The following is a 19900-nucleotide window of genomic DNA, read 5'->3' as shown; positions in this document are numbered from 1 at the left end:
TTCCGATCTAGGGCTACGAGATCCACCTGGGCCGCACCTCCGGCCCCGGCCTCGCCCGGCCGTTCCTGGTGGGGGATGACGGCGCGCCCGGTGGGGCGGTCTCCGCGGACGGGGCCATCGCCGGCGCCTATGTCCACGGCCTGTTCAATACGGGCGAGGCGCGCGCCGCCCTGCTGGCGCAACTGGGCGCGGCGTCCCAGGGCGGCGACCACGGCGCGGCGGTCGACTCGGCCTTGGACGAGCTGGCCCAGGCCCTGGAGCAGGCCTTCGACATCGAGGCCCTGGCCGCCATCGCGGGCCTTCGCCCCTCAGCATGAATTGAGCGTCTGGCCTGTCCCCAGGGCGGGCGGCTATGGTCGGCCGATGAACAACCTCGAAACCGTGGCCGCCTGGATCAAGGCGCGGGTGACGCGCGATCCGCCCCTGGCGACCGAGCCCGAACTCGGCACGGTCCTGCGGGTCCTGGCGATCTGGCGCTCGCGGCTGATCGCCGACGCCCTGCTTCGGCGGGAAGGGGCCAAGATCCTCAGCGGCCCCTTCGCCGGCATGGACTATGTGGGCGAAGCAACCGAAGGCGCGCTCGCCCCACGCCTGCTGGGCTCCTACGAGTCGGAACTGCACCCGGCCATCGCCCGGTTCGCCGGCGAGGGGTTCGACTGCATCGTCGATGTGGGCTGCGCGGAGGGCTACTACGCCGTGGGCCTGGCCCGCCTGATGCCCGGGGTGACCGTCTACGCCTATGACATCGTGGAGAAGGCCCGGCGCGCCTGCGCCGACCTGGCGGCCAAGAACGGCGTCGCCGAGCGGGTGGTGGTCCGCGAGACCTTCACCCCGGAGGGCTTCGAGGAGTTCGCCGACCGCAGAACCCTGGTGATGATGGACGTGGAAGGCGCCGAGGACGACCTGCTGCGCCCCGACCTGTCGCCTGCCCTGGCGAGGATGAGCCTCATCGTGGAGACCCATGACGTCTACAGGCAGGGCGTCCTGCAGCGGCTCCAGGCGCGCTTTTCCGCCACCCACGACATCCAGCGCCTGGACCAGCAGGGCAAGAGCGTGCCCCTGCCGGCCTGGCTGGCCGCCCAGGGGCACCTCGACCACCTGATCGCGGTGTGGGAGTGGCGCATCCGCCCGACCCCCTGGCTGGTCATGACCCCCAAGGCGGCCGCGTGATGGCCCAGGGGTTCCGGCTGGACGGCGGGGCTGAGAGCCTGGTCTTCCTCACCACCGAGGCCGGGGCGCCGCGCCTGGTCTATTGGGGCCCTGACCTGGGCCCGGCCGATCCCATCCCGGCGCTGGCCCGGCTCGCCATCCGCGCCATTCCGCACGGCATGCTGGACGGGGGCGAGCGGCTGAGCTGGCTGCCGGAGGCGGGGCAGGGGTTCACCGGTCACCCCGGCCTGCTGGCGCACCGCAATGGCGCGCAGGTGGTCAGCCAGATGACCCTGCGCGACGCCGATCTCACCTCCGGCGCCGCGACCCTGGTCCTGGAGGACATGGCCGCCGGGATCGAGCTGACCCTGAGCCTCAGCCTGGAGGCCGCCACCGGCGTGCTCACCAGCCGGACCACCCTGCGCAACACCGGCCCCGAGCCCCTGACCCTCGACTGGCTGGCGGCGGGCGCCTTCGACAGTCCCCACAACGACCTGCTGCTGTTCGACGGCCGCTGGACCCGCGAGTTCGCGCCGGTTCGCCAGATCCTCTCCACCGGCCTGATCGCCAAGGAGAACCGCACGGGCCGCACCTCCCACTACGCCCCGCCCTTCGCGGTGGTGGGCGAGACCCATTTCAGCGAGACCCGCGGCGAGGCCTTCGCCCTGCACCTGGCCTGGAGCGGTGACCACCGCATCTTCGCCGAGCGCCTGCGGGACGGCCGTATCCAGGTCCAGGCCGGCGAACTGCTGCACCCCGGCGAGGTGATCCTGGGGCGGGGCGAGAGCTACCAGAGCCCGGCCCTCTACATGGCGCGCTCGCAGAGCGGGCTGAACGGAATCTCCGACCGGCTGCATCCCTTCGTCCGCGCCGTGATCCTCGCCGGCCGCCTGAGGGGCAAGACAAGACCGGTGCACTACAATGGCTGGGAGGCGATCTATTTCGACCACGACCTGACCACCCTGAAGGGCCTGGCCGACCTGGCCGCGGAGGCCGGGGCCGAACGCTATGTCCTGGACGACGGCTGGTTCAAGGGCCGCCCCGACGACCGCTCGGGCCTGGGCGACTGGACCGTCGATCCCGCCAAGTATCCCGACGGCCTGACGCCGCTCATCGACCACGTGCGCGGCCTGGGGATGGAGTTTGGTCTGTGGGTCGAGCCGGAAATGGCCAACGCCGACTCCGACCTGCTGCGCGCCCATCCCGACTGGATCCTCGGCGACCCCGGCCGCGACCAGCCCCTGGGGCGGGGGCAGTACGTACTGGACCTCACCCGGCCCGAGGTGGCCGACAACATCTACCGACAGCTCGACGCCCTGCTGAGCCGCAACGCCATCGGTTATCTGAAGTGGGACATGAACCGCGACCTGACCCACGCGCTCAGCGGCGGGCGGGCGGCGGTCCACAACCAGACCCTGGCGGTCTACGCCCTGATGGACCGTCTGCGCGCGGCCCACCCGGCCGTCGAGATCGAGAGCTGCTCATCGGGCGGCGGCCGGGCCGACTATGAGATCCTGCGGCGCACCGACCGCATCTGGACCTCGGACTGCAACGACCCGATCGAGCGCCAGGCCATCCAGCGCGGCTTCTCGATCTTCTTCCCGCCCGAGGTCATGGGATCTCACGTGGGCGCCGCCGCCAGCCACACCACCGCGCGCACCGCCAGCCTGGACCTTCGCGCCATGACCGCCCTGGGCGGCCACATGGGGATCGAAGCCGACCTGCGGGCCTTCAGCCAGGTTGAGCGCGACCAGCTGGCTGCGGCCATCGCCCTGCACAAGACCCTGCGCGACGACCTGCACGCCGGGCGCACCCTGCGCCTGGAGCATCCCGACTGCCTTGCTTTCGCCAATCTGGGAGCGGGGAGTGTCCTGGTCTCCGCCGCCCAGGTGGAGACCTCCAGGGCCGCGGCTCTGGCGCCCCTCCGCGTGATCGGCCTGGAGCCCCAGGCGGAATTCGAGATCGTCATGATCAACCCGCCCGAGCGGCCCTTCGCCGTGATGAAGCGGCGCATTCCTCTCGTGAAGGGTGACACCCTCGTCGCCAGCGGCGACATGCTGGCGCGGACGGGCATACCCCTGCCAGTGCTGCGCGCTGGAGAGATCGCGGTCTTCCGCCTGACGCGGATCGCGCCGTGACCCTCGCCGCCCTCGCCGCCGATTTCCGGGTCCGCTTCGGGTCCGAGCCGCGCCTGTTTCGCGCGCCCGGCCGTATCAACATCATCGGCGAGCACACCGACTATTCCGAAGGCTTCGTCCTGCCCGCCGCCATCGACCGCTGGTGCGTGGTGGCGGCCGCACCCAACGATCTTGGGCGGTTGCGCGTGGTCTCCCAGACCCTGGGTCGGGAGATGGAGGCCAGGCTCGACTGTCTGGCCCCACGCGGCGACTGGACCGACTATGTGGCCGGCCCCGCCAAGATTCTTCTGGAGGCGGGCCTGCCGATCGCGGGCGCGGACCTGATGATCGCCTCGGACGTCCCGGTCGGCGCCGGTGTCAGTTCGTCGGCGGCCCTGCAGGTGGCGGTCACCCGCGCCCTGTTGGCGCTCTCCGCAATCCAGGCCGACGGCGCCCAGGTGGCCTCTTGGGCCCGGGCCTCGGAGAACCGGTTCGTGGGCATGCCTTGCGGGATCATGGACAGCTTCGCCAGCGCCAACGGCGTCGAGGGTGGGGCCCTGATGTTGGACTGCCGCTCCCTGCAGGCCACCCCCGTTCCCCTGCCGGACGGGGCGAGCTTCCTGCTGGTGAACTCCATGGTCGATCACCAGCTGGTGGCCGGCGAGTACAAGCAGCGACGCGAGGATTGCGAGGCGGGCGCCCGCACCCTGGGCGTTCCGACCCTGCGGGATGTGGCCGAGACCGACCTGCCCGCCGCCCTGCAGAGGCTCAGCGGCGCCGCCGCCAAGCGCTGCCGCCACGTGGTGACCGAAAACGCCCGCGTCGGTCGGGCGGTGAGCGCCATGACCGCCGGCGACCTGGCCGCCCTGGGCGCGCTGATGAACCAGTCCCACGCGTCATTGCGCGACGACATGGAGGTCAGCCTGCCTGTGGTCGACCAGCTGGCCGCCATCGCCCAGGCCACCCCCGGCGTGCATGGCGCGCGGCTGATGGGTGGCGGTTTCGGCGGCTGCGTCATCGCCCTGGTGGACAGCGCCGCGGCCGAGGCCGTTCAGGCCAGCATCGTCGCGGCCTATGGCGCGTTGATCAGCGCGACGCCGGACGCCTTCGCCTGCCGCGCGGTCGCTGGTGCGTCGGAGGTCTTCGCATGAGCCGTCCCGAACGCCGCCTCAACCTGCTGACCGGCGACTGGGTCCTGGTCTCGCCCCAGCGGGTCAGCCGGCCCTGGCAAGGCGCGGCCAGCGAGGCCGCAGTCCCCGAGCGCGTGGTCCACGACCCGGCCTGTTACCTCTGCGCCGGGGTTATGCGGGCCGGCGGCGTTCGCAATCCGGACTACGAGGGGGTCTACGTCTTCGACAACGACTATCCGGCCCTGCTGCCGGGTCAGGTGGAAGGCGGGTCCGACGACCCCCTCCTGGTGCGCGAGCCGGAGGCCGGCCTCTGCCGGGTCATCTGCTACACCCCTGACCACAGCCTCACCATGGCCGGCATGAGCCCGGGTGAGATCGAACCCGTGGTCGAGACCTGGACCGCCCAGTTCACCGAACTGGCCGCGCGGGCCGACATCGGGGCGGTGACCATTTTCGAGAACCGGGGCGAGATGATGGGGGCCAGCAACCCGCACCCCCATGGCCAGATCTGGGCCCAGCAGCACGTCCCCAATGAACAGGTCCGCGAGGGCGACCGCCAACGAGAGTGGTTCGCGGCCCACGGTGAAACTCTGCTGGCGTCCTATCTTAGGCGCGAGCTGGCGGCCGCCGAGCGGATCATCTGCGCCAACGAGACCTTTGTCGCCCTGGTCCCTTTCTGGGCGGCCTGGCCCTTCGAGGCCCTGGTGCTGCCGCGCCGGTCGGTCACCGGCCTGGATGAACTGACGTCCACTGAGCGCGCCGGTCTTGCCGACATTCTCTCGCGCTTGACCCGGGCCTATGACCGGCTGTTCGAGGTCTCCTTCCCCTACACTATGGGGTTCCACCAGCGGCCCACGGACGGCGGCGCGCACCCACACGTCACCCTGCACGCCCACTTCTATCCGCCGCTGCTACGGTCGGCCTCGGTGCGCAAGTTCATGGTGGGCTACGAGATGCTGGCCATGCCCCAACGCGACCTGACGCCCGAGGAGGCCGCGGCGCGTCTGCGGGACCTGACATGAACGCCCCCATCACCATGAGGCCCTTCGGGCGGGCGCCGGACGGACGGCCGGTGGAGGCCTACACCCTCACCAATGTGCATGGCATGTCGGTGTGCATCCTGACCTATGGCGGCACGGTTCAGTCGCTTCGCGCCCTGGACCGCGACGGAGAGCTGGACGACGTCGTGCTCGGCTATGACGAGCTGGAGCGCTACTTCGACAGCCCCCGCTACTTCGGCGCCCTGATCGGCCGCTACGCCAATCGCATCGCCAAGGGCTGGTTCTCCATCGACGGGCGCGACTACCAGGTCACCCGCAACGAGGGGGAGAACAGCCTGCATGGGGGTGTCGAAGGCTTCGACAAGCGGCTGTGGACCGCCAAGGCCCAGGAGACCCGGGTCGGCGCGCGGCTGACCCTCAACCTGGTCAGCCCCGATGGCGACCAGGGCTTCCCCGGCGAGCTGGCGGTGCAGGTCGCCTACGAACTGACCCGCGGCAATGAGCTGCGCCTGGACTTCCAGGCCACCACCACCGCCCCGACGGTGATCAACCTCACCAACCACAGCTACTGGAACCTGAGCGGCCTCGACGGGCGTCATACGCGGGACCACGAATTCCAGGTCTTCGCCGAGGCCTACACGCCGGTCGACGAGGCCCTGCTCCCCACCGGGGAAATCGCGCCGGTGGCCGGCACGGAGTTCGACTTCCGCGAGCCGCGGCTGCTGACCGTGGACCTGGACCACAACTTCGTCCTGCGTCCGAAGGGGCGCGGAGCCCTGGCGCCGGCCGCGAGACTGCATCACCCAGGCGTGGGGCGCACCTTGCAGATCGACACGACCGAACCTGGCCTGCAGGTCTTCACCGGCTTTGGCGGTGTCGCGCTCGAGACCCAGCGTTTCCCGGACGCCCCGAACCACCCGAACTTCGTCCCGACCCTGCTGCGTCCGGGCGTGACCTGGAAATCGACGACGGTGTTCAAGCTCAGCGCCTAGAGCCTGATCGGTTAAGGTGACAGGCGGCCGCGACGGTCGCGAAGATCTTGGTGGAGAAGGCCTGGCGGCGTCGAGCTGTTTGATTTTCGGCGCGGGAGAACTTGCAGTTCCGCCCGTCGCCGATCACTGCTGAACTTCGCAGCTATTGAGCATATTCTTTTATCCGCAGGCGGCGTCCAGATCGATGACCAAATTGTCCCTCGGCAAGAGCTCGCTCGCGGTGTCGCCCATGGCCTGGGGGATGTGGCGCTTCAAGGGCTCCGACGTGAAGGCCGCCCGCGCCCGGGTCGAGGCCGCACTCGCCGCGGGGCTCACCTTTCTCGACACCGCCGACATCTACGGCCCGGACAATGACGAGCCCTTCGGCGCCGCCGAGGCCCTGTTCGGACAGGTGCTGAAGGACGCGCCGCAGATCCGCGACCAGGTCGTGCTGGCCAGCAAGGGCGGCATCGTCATGGGCACGCCCTACGACTCCAGCGCCGCCTACCTGGAGAGCGCGGTCGAGGCCTCGCTCTCGCGGATGGGGATCGACAAGATCGACCTCTATCAGATCCACCGCCCCGACCACCTGGCCCACCCGGCGCAGGTCGCCCAGGTGCTGACCCGCCTGCGCAGCGCCGGCAAGATCGGCGAGGTCGGCCTCTCCAACCACACCGCCGCGCAGGTTTCCGCCCTGCAGGCGCACCTGGCCTTCCCCATCGCCTGCGTGCAGATCGAGTTCTCTCCCCTGGTGGTGGGCCCGCTCTATGACGGGACCCTGGATCAGGCGCTGGAAACCGGCATGGGCGTCATGGCCTGGTCGCCCCTGGCCCAGGGCCGCCTGGCGGATGGTCCGTCGACGGACGAGCGCGTCCTGGCGGTCCGCGCCGAGCTGGACAAGCTGGCGGCGGCCCACGGCGTCTCGCGCACGGTCGCGGCCTATGCCTGGCTGCTGGCTCACCCCGCGGGGCCCATCCCCATCATCGGTTCGCAACAGCCCGAGCGGATCGCCGAGGCTGCCCAGGCCCTCGCGGTCCAGCTGACCCGTCCCGAATGGTATGCTGTTCTCACCGCCGCCAGAGGAGTTCCCCTGCCGTGACCCAGGCCCCTTGCGAAGTCTCCTGGTTCTCGGCGCTGTGTGACGACGACTACGAATTCCTGGGCGTGCAGGACCCGGCCCTGGCGTCCAGCTGGGAGCATTGCCGCAACATCGTCCTGACGGCGGAGAAGGGCGGCTTCGACAACATCCTGCTGCCCTCCGGCTACGGCCTGGGGATCGACACCCTGGCCTTCGCGGCCGGGATCGCGCCCTTGCTGCAGCGCATGCGCCTGCTGGCCGCCATCCGCTGCGGTGAGATGTGGCCGCCGCAGCTGGCCCGGCAGCTGGCCACCATCGACCAGATGCTGAACGGCCGCCTGACGGTCAACATCATCTCCAGCGACATGCCCGGCGAGACCTTGCCGAGCGCCCCGCGCTACCAGCGCACCGTCGAGACCATGCACATCCTGCGCACCCTGCTGAACGGCGAGGAGCTCGACTTCGACGGCGAGTTCTACAAGCTGAAGGTGGAGCCGCCGCGCATCCGCACGGTCTCGGGCAAGTCGCCGCAGTTCTATTTCGGCGGCCTGTCGGAGGACGCTCGGGAGGCGGCCGCCAAGGGCTGCGACGTCTATCTGATGTGGCCCGACAAGCAGGAGGCGGTGAAGGAGATCCTCGCCGACATGACCGCGCGCGCCACCAAACACGGCCGTAAGCTGAAGTTCGGCTACCGCGTCCACGTGGTGGTCCGCGAGACCGAAGCCGAGGCCCGCGCCGCCGCCGACCGCCTGCTGTCGCACCTGGACGCGCCGGTCGGCGACGCCATCCGCGCCAAGTCCCTGGACAGCCAGTCGGTGGGCGTGCGCCGCCAGGCCGAGCTGCGCGAGAACGCCTCGGACGACGGCTACGCCGAGGCCAACCTGTGGACCGGCATCGGCCGGGCCCGCTCGGGCTGCGGCGCGGCCATCGTCGGCGATCCCGACCAGGTGCTGGCCAAGCTGCAGGCCTACCAGGCCATGGGCATCGACGCCTTCATCCTGTCGGGCTATCCGCACGCCGCCGAGGCGGACCTCTTCGCCCGCCACGTCCTGCCACGGCTGAACCACGGGCCCCTGCTGTCGTGAGCCAACGGCCGGGCGACCCACGGGTGGGGGAGCCCGAGCAACACGAGTTCGCCTTCGCCTCCTTCGATTCCCTCGAGGGGGTCCCGGTTCTGGCGCCGGCCCCGGCCGGCACGCCGGCCTATCTGCGGCTCTACCACGCGGGCCAGCGGATCCTGCCCGGCGGGCTGATCGCCGTCTTGGTGGCGCTCGCCGCCTCGTGGCTCTCCGACCACTACGGCGCGCCGGTCATGCTGTTTGCGCTGCTGCTGGGCATGGCGGTGAACTTCGTCGGCCAGGACCCGCGGTGCCGTCCGGGCATCGACTTCATGGGCCGCACGGTCCTGCGCCTCGGCGTCGCCCTGCTGGGCGCGCGGATCACCATCGACCAGATCAACTCCCTGGGCGGCGAGGTGCTGGTGATCGCCACGGGCGGCGTGGTCCTCACCATCCTGGCCGGCTGGGGCCTCTCGCGCGCCTTCAAACTCAAGCCCGACTTCGGTATCCTCACCGGCGGCGCCGTCGCCATCTGCGGCGCCTCGGCGGCGCTCGCCCTCTCCTCGGTCCTGCCGCCCTCGCCGACCCGGGAGCGAGACACCACCCTCACCGTGGTGGGGGTCACGACGCTCTCCACCGTGGCCATGGTGCTCTATCCGCTGATCGCCGCGGCCGTGGGCCTGACCCACACGCAGGCCGGAGTCTTCCTGGGGGCCACCATCCACGACGTGGCCCAGGTGGTGGGGGCCGGCTACGGCGTCTCCAAGGAGACTGGCGACACCGCCACCATCGTCAAGCTGTTCCGCGTCGCCCTGTTGCTGCCGGTCATCGTGGTGGTGGCCCTGGTGTTCCGGTCCAAGATGGCCGCCGGCCCCTCGGGCAAGCGCCCGCCGCTGGTCCCGATGTTCCTGCTGGGCTTCGTGGCCCTGGTGGCGGTCAATTCCTCGGGCGTCGCGCCCGCCAGCCTCATGGACCAGGCCGGCGAGGCGTCACGCTGGTGCCTGGTCACCGCCATCGCCGCCCTGGGCGCCAAGACCTCCCTCAAGGAGCTGGCCTATGTCGGCTGGAAGCCGGTCCTGCTGATCGTCGCCGAGACCGCCGTGGTGCTGGGCTGGGTCCTGGCGATGCTGCTGCTCGGAGCGTGACAGCCGAAAGTGGACGCCGGTTTGGGCGCCCGTCACGCGACAAGCAAAGACTCTAGCTAGCAAAGTCCCGGGCCAGCTCCGCGCGCGTCGCGGGGCTCAGCAGGGCCAGGTGTCCGTAGCTCTCGTGGGCGCAGCCGATGGCCACGCTCACCGCCGGATCGCGGAACTGGGCCAGGTGTTCCGGCTTCAAGGCGAACCGCAGGAAGTGGACCGACGAGGTCTTGCCGTCCTCCCGGGTCCGCTCGATATCGCCCTCGGGAACGCCGGCCATCCGGTCCTCGCCGACCTGGACAAAGAAGTGGTCCTCCACCCCGCCCAGCCTCGCCAAGGTCGCGGCGCGGCGGACCTCGTCCTCGATCTCGAACATCACCGTGGCCACCAGTTCCGAGCCCTGCGGGATCAGCGGGTTATAGGCCGCCAGCTCGTCGGCCAGCTGGGCGTCGCCGCCCTTCTCGATCAGCAGCATCTCCTGGACCTGGAACAGCATGGTCTCGAAGCTCTCGAAATAGAACGAGCAGATCGGCCCCAGGTCGATGCGGCGCAGGCGCTTGGTGGGCAGCAGGGCCTTGCGGCGCTCCCCCCGCACCTTGGCGAACTCGGCGTCGGGAAGCAGGTCGGCCTTGATGATCCGGCGCTCGCTGAGGGGCATGGGGCTGTCCTATAGTCCGTAGGCGCGGGCGAAGATTTCGATGGGGTGCGACTGTCGCGGCTGGGCGGCGTCGCCGGTCTCGGCGATCAGCATCTGGCCGATGTGCTTGCAGGCCAGCGGGCAGTCGGAACAGAGCTCGGCATTGGCCTTCTGCGCCACCTGCTTGGTGGTGGGCTTGCCCACCTTGAGCGCCAGGGGCCGGGTCTCTTTCATGATCCCGAAGGTGCCGCCGTGGCCCGAGCAGCGCTCCACCACGTCGACCTTGGCGCCCGGGATCAGGCGCAGCAGGTCGGCCGACTTCTGGCCCATGTTCTGCGCCCGCGCGTGGCAGGCGTGGTGCACGGTGATCCCGCCCTCGACGGTCGAGAGCCCCGGCGCGAGCCCCTCGATGCGGGCGATGTCGAGGAGGTATTCGCTGATGTCCCGCGTGGCCGCCGCCAGCCGCCCCACCGCGTGGCCGCCGGGATGCATCAGCGGCCATTCGAACTTCATCATCAGGCCGCAGGAGGCGGTCAGGGCCACCACGTCGTAGCCGTCGGCGATCCAGGGGGCGAAGGCCTGGGCGATCCGCTGGGCGCGCCCGGCCACGTCGGTCAGGTCGCCGGCCTCCAGCTGCGGCATGCCGCAGCATTCGGGATAGATCAGCCTCGTTTCCACCCCCTGCAGCGCCAGCACGCGGGCCGCGGCCACCGCCGTATCCGGCTGGTTGTAGTCCACGAAACAGGTGGCGTAGATCACCGCCTTGCGCAGGCCAAAGGCCGGGCCCTGGGGGTTGGCCGGCACGGGCGCCTTCAGCCGGTCGGTGGCCGTCTTGGCGTGATACTTGGGCAGCTCGGCCTCGGCGTCGATCTGCGCGATGGCGTCCAGCAGCCCGCGCAGCGGCGTGTTCTTTCGCGCCGTCGCCCAGTTGGCGAGCCCCGCCAGGGGCTTGGCGAGCCTGCCGTTGCGGTCGGTCTTGCCCAGCTGGTCGCGGACGAAGTCCTTCTGCCCCGCGCGGCGTTTGGCCGCCCGGTAGCGCAGGATCAGGTGCGGGATATCGATGTCGAATTCGTGCGGCGGCACATAGGGGCACTTGGTCAGGAAGCACATGTCGCAAAGCGTGCAGGCCTCATCGACCTTGGCGTAGTCGGCCTTGGCCACGCTATCGAGTTCGCCGGTGGGCGCCTCGTCGATCATGTCGAACAGGCGTGGGAAGCTGTCGCACAGATTGAAGCAGCGTCGGCAGGTGTGACAGACGTCGAACTGCCGCTCCATCTCCGCCTCGACGGCGGCCAGGTCGTAATAGGCCTCGTCGCGCCAGGCGATGGGATGGCGGAACGGCGCATCGAGGCTCCCCTCCCGCGCGGTGGTTTTCGGGCTCTCGTCCACCTGGGACCTCCAGACTTGGGAGTCATTCTCCCCTTGGGGGTCACGCTCCGTTCTCAACCGTTCACGTCATCCCGGCCGCAGCGTAGCGGAGAGCCGGGACCCAGGGGCGGCGGGCTGGGCCCCTGGGTCCCGGATCGGCCTATCGGCCGTCCGGGATGACGGAAAGATGGGCGAAACCGCGACCCAGTCCCGACGTCTCTAACCCAGGGTCTCGAGCGCCCGCTGGAAACGGCCGGCGTGGGACTTCTCGGCCTTGGCCAGGGTCTCGAACCAGTCGGCGATCTCGTCGAAGCCTTCGTCGCGGGCGGTCCGCGCCATGCCCGGATACATGTCGGTGTATTCGTGGGTCTCGCCGGCGATGGAGGCCTTGAGGTTCAGCTCGGTGCCGCCGATCGGCAGGCCGGTGGCGGGGTCGCCCACGCCTTCCATGAATTCAAGGTGGCCGTGGGCGTGGCCGGTCTCCCCCTCGGCGGTGGAGCGGAACACCGCGGCCACGTCGTTATAGCCTTCGATGTCGGCCTTCTGGGCGAAGTAGAGGTAGCGGCGGTTGGCCTGGCTTTCGCCGGCGAAGGCGTCCTTCAGGTTCTGCAGGGTCTTGCTGGTGGCAAGCGTCATCTGGTCATCTCCCTATGAGTCGAAGGGTGTCCGGGCGTCGAGGCCCAGCCTTACTCAATCGCCACTATGAGCACTTTCCGACATAGACCTAATCGAATTAATCTATCCACAGCATAGACCTGCTCGATGGCCCGCCCTCCCGATCGGGCTTTCATTTGTGATCGTTGATAAGTTATCTTGATCTTGATCAAGGCCGGTCCCTTCGGGGGCCTGAACCTTGGCGAAGAGGAAACCGCGCTCCGGCGCCATGGGATCAGAGACATGTCCGAAGCCGCCACCCTGTCGCGCCCCGCCCAGAAGACCGAGCATTTCGACGTCCTGATCGTCGGCGCCGGCATCTCCGGGGTCGGCGGCGCCTATCACCTGGCCAAGGAGCGACCAGGGACCAGCTTCGTGGTGCTGGACAACCAGGACAAGTTCGGCGGCACCTGGACCACCCACACCTATCCCGGCATCCGCTCCGACAGCGATCTCTACACCTTCGGCTATCACTTCAAGCCCTGGGTCGGCGCCCCCATCGCCACGGCCGACGAGATCCTGCGCTACATGGGCGAGGTGATCGAAGAGAACGATCTGGACCGCCACATCCGCTACAAGCACCGCATCCTCAGCGCCGTCTGGTCCAGCCAGGACAACCTCTGGACCCTGGAGGCCGAGCGCACCGACACCGGCGAGCGCCTGCGCTTCACCACCAACTTCCTGTGGATGTGCCAGGGCTATTTCCGCCACGCCAAGGGCTATACGCCCGAGTGGGAGGGGATGACCGACTACAAGGGCAAGATCGTCCATCCCCAGACCTGGCCGGCCGACCTCGACTACAAGGGCAAGAAGGTCCTGGTGATCGGCTCGGGCGCCACGGCCGCGACCCTCGTCCCGGCCATCGCCGGGGATTGCGAGCACGTCACCCTGCTGCAGCGCTCGCCCACCTATTTCATTCCGGGCCGCAACGCCAACGAGCTGGCCGACACCCTGCGCGAGCTGAAGATCGACGAGAAATGGATCCACGAGATCGTCCGTCGCAAGATCGTCCATGACGGCGACGCCTTCGCCCGCCGGGCGGTGGAGGACACCGAGGCGGTCACCGCCGAGCTGCTGGGGGGCGTGCGCGCCTTCCTGGGCGAGGACTTCGACGTGGCCAAGCACTTCACCCCCCGCTACCGCCCCTGGCGTCAGCGCATCGCCTTCATCCCGGACGGCGACCTGTTCCGCGGCATCGCCTCGGGCAAGGCCTCCATCGTCACCGACGAGATCGACCGCTTCACCGAGAAGGGCATCCTGCTGAAGTCGGGACAGGAGCTGGAGGCCGACATCATCGTCACCGCCACCGGCTTCGAGCTCTGCGTGCTGGGCGACATCGACTTCACCATCGACGGTAAGAAGCTGAACTTTGGCGACACCGTCACCTATCGCGGCATGATGTTCACCGGCGTGCCCAACATGGTCTGGGTGTTCGGCTACTTCCGCGCCTCCTGGACCCTGCGGGCCGACATGGTGGCCGAGTTCGTCCTGCGCCTGCTGAATCACATGGACAAGAAGGGCGCCAAGAAGGTCGAGGTCGCCCTGCGCCCGGAAGACAAGGACATGCCGCTGCTGCCCTGGATCGACCCGGAGAACTTCAATCCCGGCTACCTGATGCGGGGCATGCACCTGTTGCCCAAGAGCGGCGACAAGCCCGAATGGCGCCACAGCCAGGACTACCTCACCGAGAAGGACCAGTTCCCGGCCATCGACCTCGACGACAAGGCCTTCGTCTACAAGTGAGGACTCCTCTCCCCGTTCAGGGGGAGAGGGTAGGGTGAGGGGGCGCGCAGCAGGGCTGCGCGTCTCGGCCTCGGAGCAACAACGGAACGTCAGAAAGAGCCCTCACCCTACCCTCTCCCGCAGGCGGGAGAGGAGGTGCTGGCTTCGTCGCCCGCGCCTCTACGAGATGGTTCTCACCCTGGAGCCATAGACTTCGAGCCGGTCCCGGGAGAGAGCCCCTAGAGCCTGATCCGTTGAGGTGGAATCGCTTCGCGATTCCGCCGATGCGGTGGATCAGGCTCCAGATGTAAGCGAGAGCATGATTCACGCCTCAGCCGGGACCGCTGCGCGGTTCCGTCTCAAGCGATCATGCTCTAGTCGCGCCACTCGCTCAGGGTCTCGCCGGTGTCGCCGTCGAGGAAGGCGACCCGGTCATAGGCCACGGCGTAGAGGCAGATGGGCCGATGGTTGGGCGACTCGCTCCAGCAATGGTGGGCCTGGCCGTCCTTGAAGCCCACCAGCCGGCCTTCGAGGCGGAGGCGATAGGTGTGGGAGAGCACCGAGGTGTCGGCCTTGTCCACCTTGCGGACGAACTCGTAGGGTCGGTCGCCCCGCCGCGAGACCCGCGATCCCGACGTCTCGAACACCTGGGCCAGGGCCAGGGTCTGGGCGGCCGGTGGCGTTGGCGTGGCCTGAACCTCGAAGGTCCGTTTCGGCGGGCAGGTCTCGGTCGCGGCCCACGGACGCGGGATCCAGAATCCCTCGACGGCCTCGATGTCGGCCGTCTCGTCCAGGTCCTTCACCAGCGGCAGGGGCGTCAGGTTCACGGGCCGCGCCACCAGGCGCAGCACGCCCTTGTCGATGTCGTATTCGGCGAAAGCCTGGCTGCCGTCCGCGCCGGTCCTGGGGCCGTCACAGCCGAAGGCGATGTCCAGGCGGAAGGTCCGTCCGATCAGCGGCGAGCGGTTGGCGGCGGGTTCGGCGCCCGTGGCGAAGGCGGTCGTGGCGAGGTCGGCGGCGTCCACCAGGTCGGCCCGGGTCAGGGCGGGCGGCGGCGCGGCGGCGATGGGGGCCGCCGGCGGTGGCGGCGCCGGCGCGGGCGCGGCGGGCTCGGGGGCGTCTGGCCGGCTCAAGACCGCGAACAGAACAACCGCGCCGCCGACGGCGGCGATGCTGAGCGGCGCGATCAGCGAGAGTTTGCGACGAGGCGTCGCCGGTCTATCATCAGACATCGACGAACCTTAGCAGATGGCGGCGGCATTTTGACAGTTCCTCAGAGATTTCTGGGCGCGGGGCTCAGGAACGAGGAGCAAGCTTCACTGTTACAGCCTGCGTCTGCGCCGCGATGACCGCCCACCAACTGATCGCGCTTGCGGTCCTGATCTCGGTGGTTGCGGCCCTGATCTGGGGGAAGCTCCGCTCTGACGTGGTGGCCCTGGCCGGCGCCGCCGTGCTGCTGGGCACACGGACGATCCGTCCGGTCGAGGTGCAGGGCGCCTTCGCCAGCCCGGCGATCATCGCCTTGGCCAGCCTCTTCGTCATCGCCTACGCCATGGAGCTGTCAGGTCTGCTCGGCCTGGTCATCCGCTATGCGACCCGCCTCTGCGCCCGGCTCGGCGCCTTGGGAATCTGGTTGGTCATCGCCGCCTGCGGCGCGGCGTCGGCCTTCCTGAACAACACCCCCATCGTCGTGCTGTCGGCGCCGGTGGTGCGCGATGTGGCGCAATCGCTCGACCTGTCGCCCAAGCGATTCCTCATTCCGTTGTCCTACGTCACCATCCTCGGCGGGGCCTGCACCCTGATCGGCACCTCGACCAACCTGTTGGTCAACGACATGGCCCGCAACGCCGGCCAGCCGGGATTCGGCATGTTCGAGGTGACCCCTGTCGCCCTGATCGTGGCCCTGGTGGGCGGTGTCTACCTGTTCCTGTTCGGCGGCCGCCTGCTCAGCGGCGCCAGCAGTCCCGAGCCGGCCGAGGCGCTTCCCGCCAAGGCGGCGCAGGCCACGGGGGACGACCCGGACCTGCCGCCCGCCTCACCGGTCTTCCGGCCCTTCGAGGCCATCGCCTCCCTCGTCGTCTTCGTGGCCGTGGTGGTGGTGGCGGCCTTCGGGATCGCGCCCATCGCGGCATCGGCCTTCTCCGGCGCCGTGCTCCTCGTCCTCATGCGGGTGATCAGCATCGACGACGCCTACAAGGGGCTCCGGCCGGAAATCCTGTTGCTCATCGCCGGCATGGTGGTGGTGGGTCTGTCCCTGGAGGTGACAGGCCTCGCCTCCCTGGCCACCGACGCCCTGGTCGGATGGGTCGAGGTCCTGGGTCCGGGCCTGGCGCTGGTCCTTCTCTACGGTGCGACCCTGTTGCTCACCGAGATTCTCTCCAACGCCGCCGTCGCCGTGCTGTTGACCCCGGTGGCCGTGGCCCTGGCTGAAAGCCTCGGCGTCAGCCCCAGGCCCTTCCTGATCGGCATCATGATGGCGGCCAGCGCGGCCTTCGCCACGCCCTTCGGCTACCAGACCAATGTCCTGGTCTATCAACTGGGCCGCTATTCCTACATGGACTTCGTGAAGATCGGCGTGCCGCTCAACCTCCTGACCTGGGCGGTCGGGGCCGCGGCCATCCCGGTGTTCTTCCCGTTCTAACCGCCGGGAGCGCCGGACTTCGCGAGCATCACGTGATTGTCAAGCTGTAGAGGGCGCCAAATTTCCCTGCCAGAGGCTATATCCTCAGGACAGTCGGGAGAGATAGTTGGGACAATGATGCATGACATGACCTCGGAAACCGTTCTTGTTGTTTGCAGTGACGCAAAGCTCGCGGATCATCTTCTCGATAGCCTGTTTCAAAATGGCGTGAATGCTGTCGGCCCGGTCGACAGTGCTCGAATGGCCATTGCTGTCGCCACCAATGCCCAGCCCACCCTGGCGGTCATCGCCAATCCGCCCACGGGCCGGCGCGGCGCGGTCGAGCTCGCCCAGGCGCTGGAGCGTGACTGGGGCATTCGATCCTGGATCCTGGACGACGCCGTGTCGGAGCGGGACCGGACATCCGGCGACCTCGCCTGGTCGGCCAACCCCCGGCAGATCGAGGGCCTGCGCCGCGTCCTCGGACGATCCGACGAGATCGACGCCGTCTGTCTCTGACCCGGTCTATCCCGAGTTCCGCAAGCCCGCCGCTACCCCATTGATCGCCAGGTGGATGCCCTCCCGCACCTCTGGTGTGTCGTCGCCTGAGCGCCGCCGGCGGATCAGTTCGATCTGCAGGTGATTGAGCGGATCGATATAGGGCAGGCGTGAACGGATGATCGCCGCCAGGTCCGGGTTCTTCTCGAGCAAGGATGACTGGCCGGTGATGGTCAACAGGGCCGCGGTGGTGCGCTCCATCTCCGCCCGGATCTGGCCGAAGATGGCGTCGGCCAGGGCGCGGTCTTCCACCAGTCCGGCATAGCGCTTAGCGATGGCGATGTCGGCCTTGGCCAGCACCATCTCCATATTGGCCAGGGTCGTGGAGAAGAACGGCCAGGTCTGGTGCAGATCCTGTAGCTGCCCAGGCGCCAGGCCCGCGGCCTCCACCGCCGAGCCGAAGCCGTACCAGCCGGGCAGCATGACGCGCGCCTGCGACCAGGAGAACACCCAGGGAATGGCGCGCAGGCCCTCGACGGTCCGGGTGGCCTGGCGCGAGGTCGGCCGGCTGCCGATGTTCAGGTCGGCGATCTCCGCGATCGGGGTGGCCGCGAAGAAATAGTCCGCGAACCCCCTGGTCTCGTAGACCAGGGCCCGATAGGCGCGGAAGCTGGCGTCGGAGAGCCGGTCCATGATCTGGGCGTGGGCCGCGCGCGCGCTCACGTCGCGCTTGCGCAGGGAGGCCAGCACCACCCCGGCGGTCAGGGTCTCCAGGCTTTGCCGGGCCAGCTGCGGATCGGCGTACTTGTTAGCCACCACCTCCCCCTGCTCGGTGATGCGGATATGGCCGTTCACGGTGCCGGCGGGCTGGGCCAGCAGGGCGTCGAAGCTCGAGCCGCCGCCCCGGCCCACCGTGCCGCCCCGCCCGTGGAACAGCTGCAGGGACAGGCCCGCGGCCTTCGTCGCCTCCACCAGGGCGGTCGAGGTCTGGTGCAGGGTCCAGGTGGAGGTGAGGTAGCTGCCGTCCTTGTTGCTGTCGGAATAGCCGATCATCACCTCCTGCCGGCCGGTGGCGGCCAGCAGCCGCCGGACCAGGGGCAGGGCGAGATAGCGGGTCATGGTCTCAGGCGCGTCGCGCAGGTCGGCGATGGTCTCGAACAGCGGTTCGGCGAAGATCCGCGTGCTGCTCGGATCGTCAGGCTTGAAGAGCCCCACCTCCTTGAGCAGCAGGTAGACCTCCAGCAGGTCGGAGACCGAGGTGGTGTTGGAGACGATATAGGCCTTGATGGCCTCGGGGCCGTACAGCCGCACGGCCTCGGCGGCGGCCCGCAGGACCGCGTGCTCCTTGGCCGTCTCCTCGCTGTAGGTGGCGTAGGGCGAGTGCAGCAGCCGCCCGTGGGAAAGCTCCTTGACCAGCAGGTCGCAGCGCTCGTCCTCGCAGAGCGCCTCATAGTCGGGGCAGACCCCGGCCACCTTCAGCAGTTCAGCGGTCACCCGGGCGTGGACGGCGGAGTTCTGGCGCATGTCCAGGGTCGACAGGTGGAAACCGAAACAATCGACGGCGCGGATCAGGTCGGGGAGGGCGCCCTCGGCGAACACCTCGCCATGCTGGGCGATCAGGCAGTCCTGCAGCACCTGTAGATCGGCCTTCAAGTCTTCGGGGCTCGTGTAGGGCGGGGTGCGGAAGGGGGTCGGGCGGGGCGTGCCGCCGGTCAGGGCGGGATAGGCCGCCGCCAGCCGGGCATAGATGCCGGTGAGCGCCCGGCGATACGGCTCCTGCGCCCGGCTCAGGGAGGTGTCGGGCGAGCGGTCGGCCAGGGCCTGAAGTTCCGGCGTGATCCGGGCCAGGGTCGCGGAGATGGAGAGCTCTGCGCCAAGGGCGTTGATCCGCGCCAGGTGGCTGTCCAGGGCCGCGCGGGCCTGACGCGCGAAGGCGTGCCGCATGATCTCGGCGGTGACGAAGGGATTGCCGTCGCGGTCGCCGCCGACCCAGGACCCCACCCGCAGGAAGCTGGGCAGATCAACGCCAGGGGTCAGCTCCCGCCAGTGGGCGTAGAGCTTGGGCAGTTCGGTCAGGAAGCTGCGCTCGAAATAGGAGACCGCGTTCTCGATCTCGTCGGTGACCCCCAGCTTCACGCCGCGCAACAGCCGGGTGCGCCAGATGATGGCGATCTGCCGCACCAGCTCGCGCTCATGGGCCGCGCGGGCAGGCAGGTCTGGCGTGTCGTGGGCCTCCAGCGCCTGCATGATGGCGCCGGCGCGGTCCAGCAGGCTCTTGCGGCGCACCTCGCTGGGGTGGGCGGTGATCACCGGGGCGATCACGGCGTCGGCCAGCAGCGCGGCCACCTGATCGGCGTCCACCCCGGCCTCCGCCAGGCTGCGCATCGCCCCGGCCAGGGTGTCGGCGCGGCCCTCGGCCTCGCGGCCGCGGCGGCGCTGGATCTGATCCTCGGCGATGTTGGTGATCTGCAGGAAGCAGGCGAAAGAGTGGGCGAAACGCACCGCATCGGGCAGCGACAGGGCGCTCAGCCGGCTTTCAACGGCCTTGTCGCCCACGCCCGGGCCATTCCGGTGCAAGGCCACGGAGGCCTGGCGGATCTGCTCGATCTCGTCATAGACCGCCTGCCCATCCTCCGAGCGGATGACGTCCCCCAGGATGCGCCCCAGGAAACGCACCGTGGCGCGGAGCTGGACAGGCAGGGAATGGGGCATGACGACCTCTCGACAAACGCTTATGACACCGGTGTCAATAATCCTGCAA

At 69.2% G+C, this 19900-nt stretch carries 16 protein-coding genes and 2 pseudogenes; 13 read left to right on the top strand and 5 right to left on the bottom strand.

Annotated features, from left to right (window positions below; all coding sequences use genetic code 11):
• Window positions 1–11 precede the first annotated feature (11 nt).
• The 9 genes and pseudogenes from OCL97_RS09335 to OCL97_RS09295 all read left to right on the top strand — a co-directional run.
• A pseudogene (locus tag OCL97_RS09335) lies at window positions 12–317 on the top strand (cobyric acid synthase); the annotation flags it as partial.
• 46 nt (window positions 318–363) lie between these two features.
• Complete coding sequence (locus OCL97_RS09330) at window positions 364–1170, top strand: class I SAM-dependent methyltransferase (RefSeq protein WP_377369600.1); 807 nt, start codon at window positions 364–366, stop codon at window positions 1168–1170.
• A complete protein-coding gene (locus OCL97_RS09325) occupies window positions 1170–3287 on the top strand; it encodes an alpha-galactosidase (protein WP_377369598.1) in 2118 nt (705 codons plus the stop codon). The genes OCL97_RS09330 and OCL97_RS09325 overlap by 1 nt, the downstream gene beginning before the upstream one ends.
• Window positions 3284–4417 carry a galactokinase gene (gene galK / locus OCL97_RS09320; protein WP_377369596.1) on the top strand — a complete coding sequence of 378 codons (1134 nt, stop codon included), beginning with the start codon at window positions 3284–3286 and terminating at the stop codon, window positions 4415–4417. The genes OCL97_RS09325 and galK overlap by 4 nt, the downstream gene beginning before the upstream one ends.
• Window positions 4414–5418: a UDP-glucose--hexose-1-phosphate uridylyltransferase gene (locus OCL97_RS09315; protein WP_305762280.1), complete on the top strand. Its 1005-nt coding sequence runs from the start codon at window positions 4414–4416 to the stop codon at window positions 5416–5418. The genes galK and OCL97_RS09315 overlap by 4 nt, the downstream gene beginning before the upstream one ends.
• Entirely contained in the window at window positions 5415–6389 is a 975-nt protein-coding gene (locus OCL97_RS09310; RefSeq protein WP_377369594.1) for an aldose epimerase family protein, read from the top strand. The genes OCL97_RS09315 and OCL97_RS09310 overlap by 4 nt, the downstream gene beginning before the upstream one ends.
• 184 nt (window positions 6390–6573) lie before the next feature.
• On the top strand, window positions 6574–7467 hold the full coding sequence (locus OCL97_RS09305; RefSeq protein ID WP_377369592.1) for an aldo/keto reductase: 894 nt from the start codon (window positions 6574–6576) through the stop codon (window positions 7465–7467).
• The gene (locus OCL97_RS09300; RefSeq protein WP_377369590.1) at window positions 7464–8531 is read left to right on the top strand and encodes an LLM class flavin-dependent oxidoreductase; all 1068 of its coding nucleotides are present in this window, start codon (window positions 7464–7466) and stop codon (window positions 8529–8531) included. Before OCL97_RS09305 ends, OCL97_RS09300 begins: the two co-directional genes overlap by 4 nt.
• Entirely contained in the window at window positions 8528–9649 is a 1122-nt protein-coding gene (locus OCL97_RS09295) for a YeiH family protein (RefSeq protein ID WP_377369588.1), read from the top strand. The genes OCL97_RS09300 and OCL97_RS09295 overlap by 4 nt, the downstream gene beginning before the upstream one ends.
• A gap of 52 nt (window positions 9650–9701) precedes the next feature.
• Here the strand turns inward: OCL97_RS09295 and OCL97_RS09290 are convergent, their stop codons facing one another.
• Together OCL97_RS09290 and OCL97_RS09285 are read right to left on the bottom strand one after the other, a co-directional pair.
• Window positions 9702–10298, bottom strand: coding sequence for a DUF3501 family protein (locus tag OCL97_RS09290; RefSeq protein WP_305762276.1), 597 nt, complete (start codon window positions 10296–10298; stop codon window positions 9702–9704).
• Between the two features lie 9 nt (window positions 10299–10307).
• Window positions 10308–11666 carry a heterodisulfide reductase-related iron-sulfur binding cluster gene (locus OCL97_RS09285; protein ID WP_377369586.1) on the bottom strand — a complete coding sequence of 453 codons (1359 nt, stop codon included), beginning with the start codon at window positions 11664–11666 and terminating at the stop codon, window positions 10308–10310.
• Window positions 11667–11733: 67 nt separating this feature from the next.
• Here OCL97_RS09285 and OCL97_RS09280 point away from each other — a divergent pair.
• A pseudogene (locus tag OCL97_RS09280) lies at window positions 11734–11868 on the top strand (hypothetical protein); the annotation flags it as partial.
• On the opposite strand, the gene OCL97_RS09275 reads toward OCL97_RS09280, so the two are convergent.
• On the bottom strand, window positions 11865–12281 hold the full coding sequence (locus OCL97_RS09275; protein WP_304698448.1) for a rubrerythrin family protein: 417 nt from the start codon (window positions 12279–12281) through the stop codon (window positions 11865–11867). The pseudogene OCL97_RS09280 and the gene OCL97_RS09275 overlap by 4 nt on opposite strands.
• A gap of 261 nt (window positions 12282–12542) precedes the next feature.
• On the opposite strand from OCL97_RS09275, the gene OCL97_RS09270 reads away from it, so the two are divergent.
• Complete coding sequence (locus OCL97_RS09270; protein WP_304777249.1) at window positions 12543–14042, top strand: flavin-containing monooxygenase; 1500 nt, start codon at window positions 12543–12545, stop codon at window positions 14040–14042.
• 353 nt (window positions 14043–14395) lie between these two features.
• On the opposite strand, the gene OCL97_RS09265 is transcribed toward OCL97_RS09270, so the two are convergent.
• Entirely contained in the window at window positions 14396–15253 is an 858-nt protein-coding gene (locus OCL97_RS09265; protein WP_377369584.1) for a hypothetical protein, read from the bottom strand.
• A 113-nt stretch (window positions 15254–15366) separates the two neighbouring features.
• Here OCL97_RS09265 and OCL97_RS09260 point away from each other — a divergent pair, with 113 nt between their 5' ends.
• Both OCL97_RS09260 and OCL97_RS09255 read left to right on the top strand, forming a co-directional pair.
• Window positions 15367–16662 carry an SLC13 family permease gene (locus tag OCL97_RS09260; protein WP_377369582.1) on the top strand — a complete coding sequence of 432 codons (1296 nt, stop codon included), beginning with the start codon at window positions 15367–15369 and terminating at the stop codon, window positions 16660–16662.
• 126 nt (window positions 16663–16788) lie between these two features.
• Complete coding sequence (locus OCL97_RS09255; protein WP_304777252.1) at window positions 16789–17160, top strand: hypothetical protein; 372 nt, start codon at window positions 16789–16791, stop codon at window positions 17158–17160.
• A 6-nt stretch (window positions 17161–17166) separates the two neighbouring features.
• On the opposite strand, the gene ppc is transcribed toward OCL97_RS09255, so the two are convergent.
• Window positions 17167–19851, bottom strand: a complete 2685-nt coding sequence (ppc, locus tag OCL97_RS09250) for a phosphoenolpyruvate carboxylase (RefSeq protein WP_377369580.1) — start codon at window positions 19849–19851, stop codon at window positions 17167–17169.
• Window positions 19852–19900 lie beyond the last annotated feature (49 nt).

It is taken from the genome of Phenylobacterium ferrooxidans (assembly GCF_042714595.1).
Lineage (GTDB): Bacteria > Pseudomonadota > Alphaproteobacteria > Caulobacterales > Caulobacteraceae > Phenylobacterium > Phenylobacterium ferrooxidans.
Note: the sequence above shows the minus strand (reverse complement) of the source record. Positions and strands in the feature narration are given on the sequence as shown.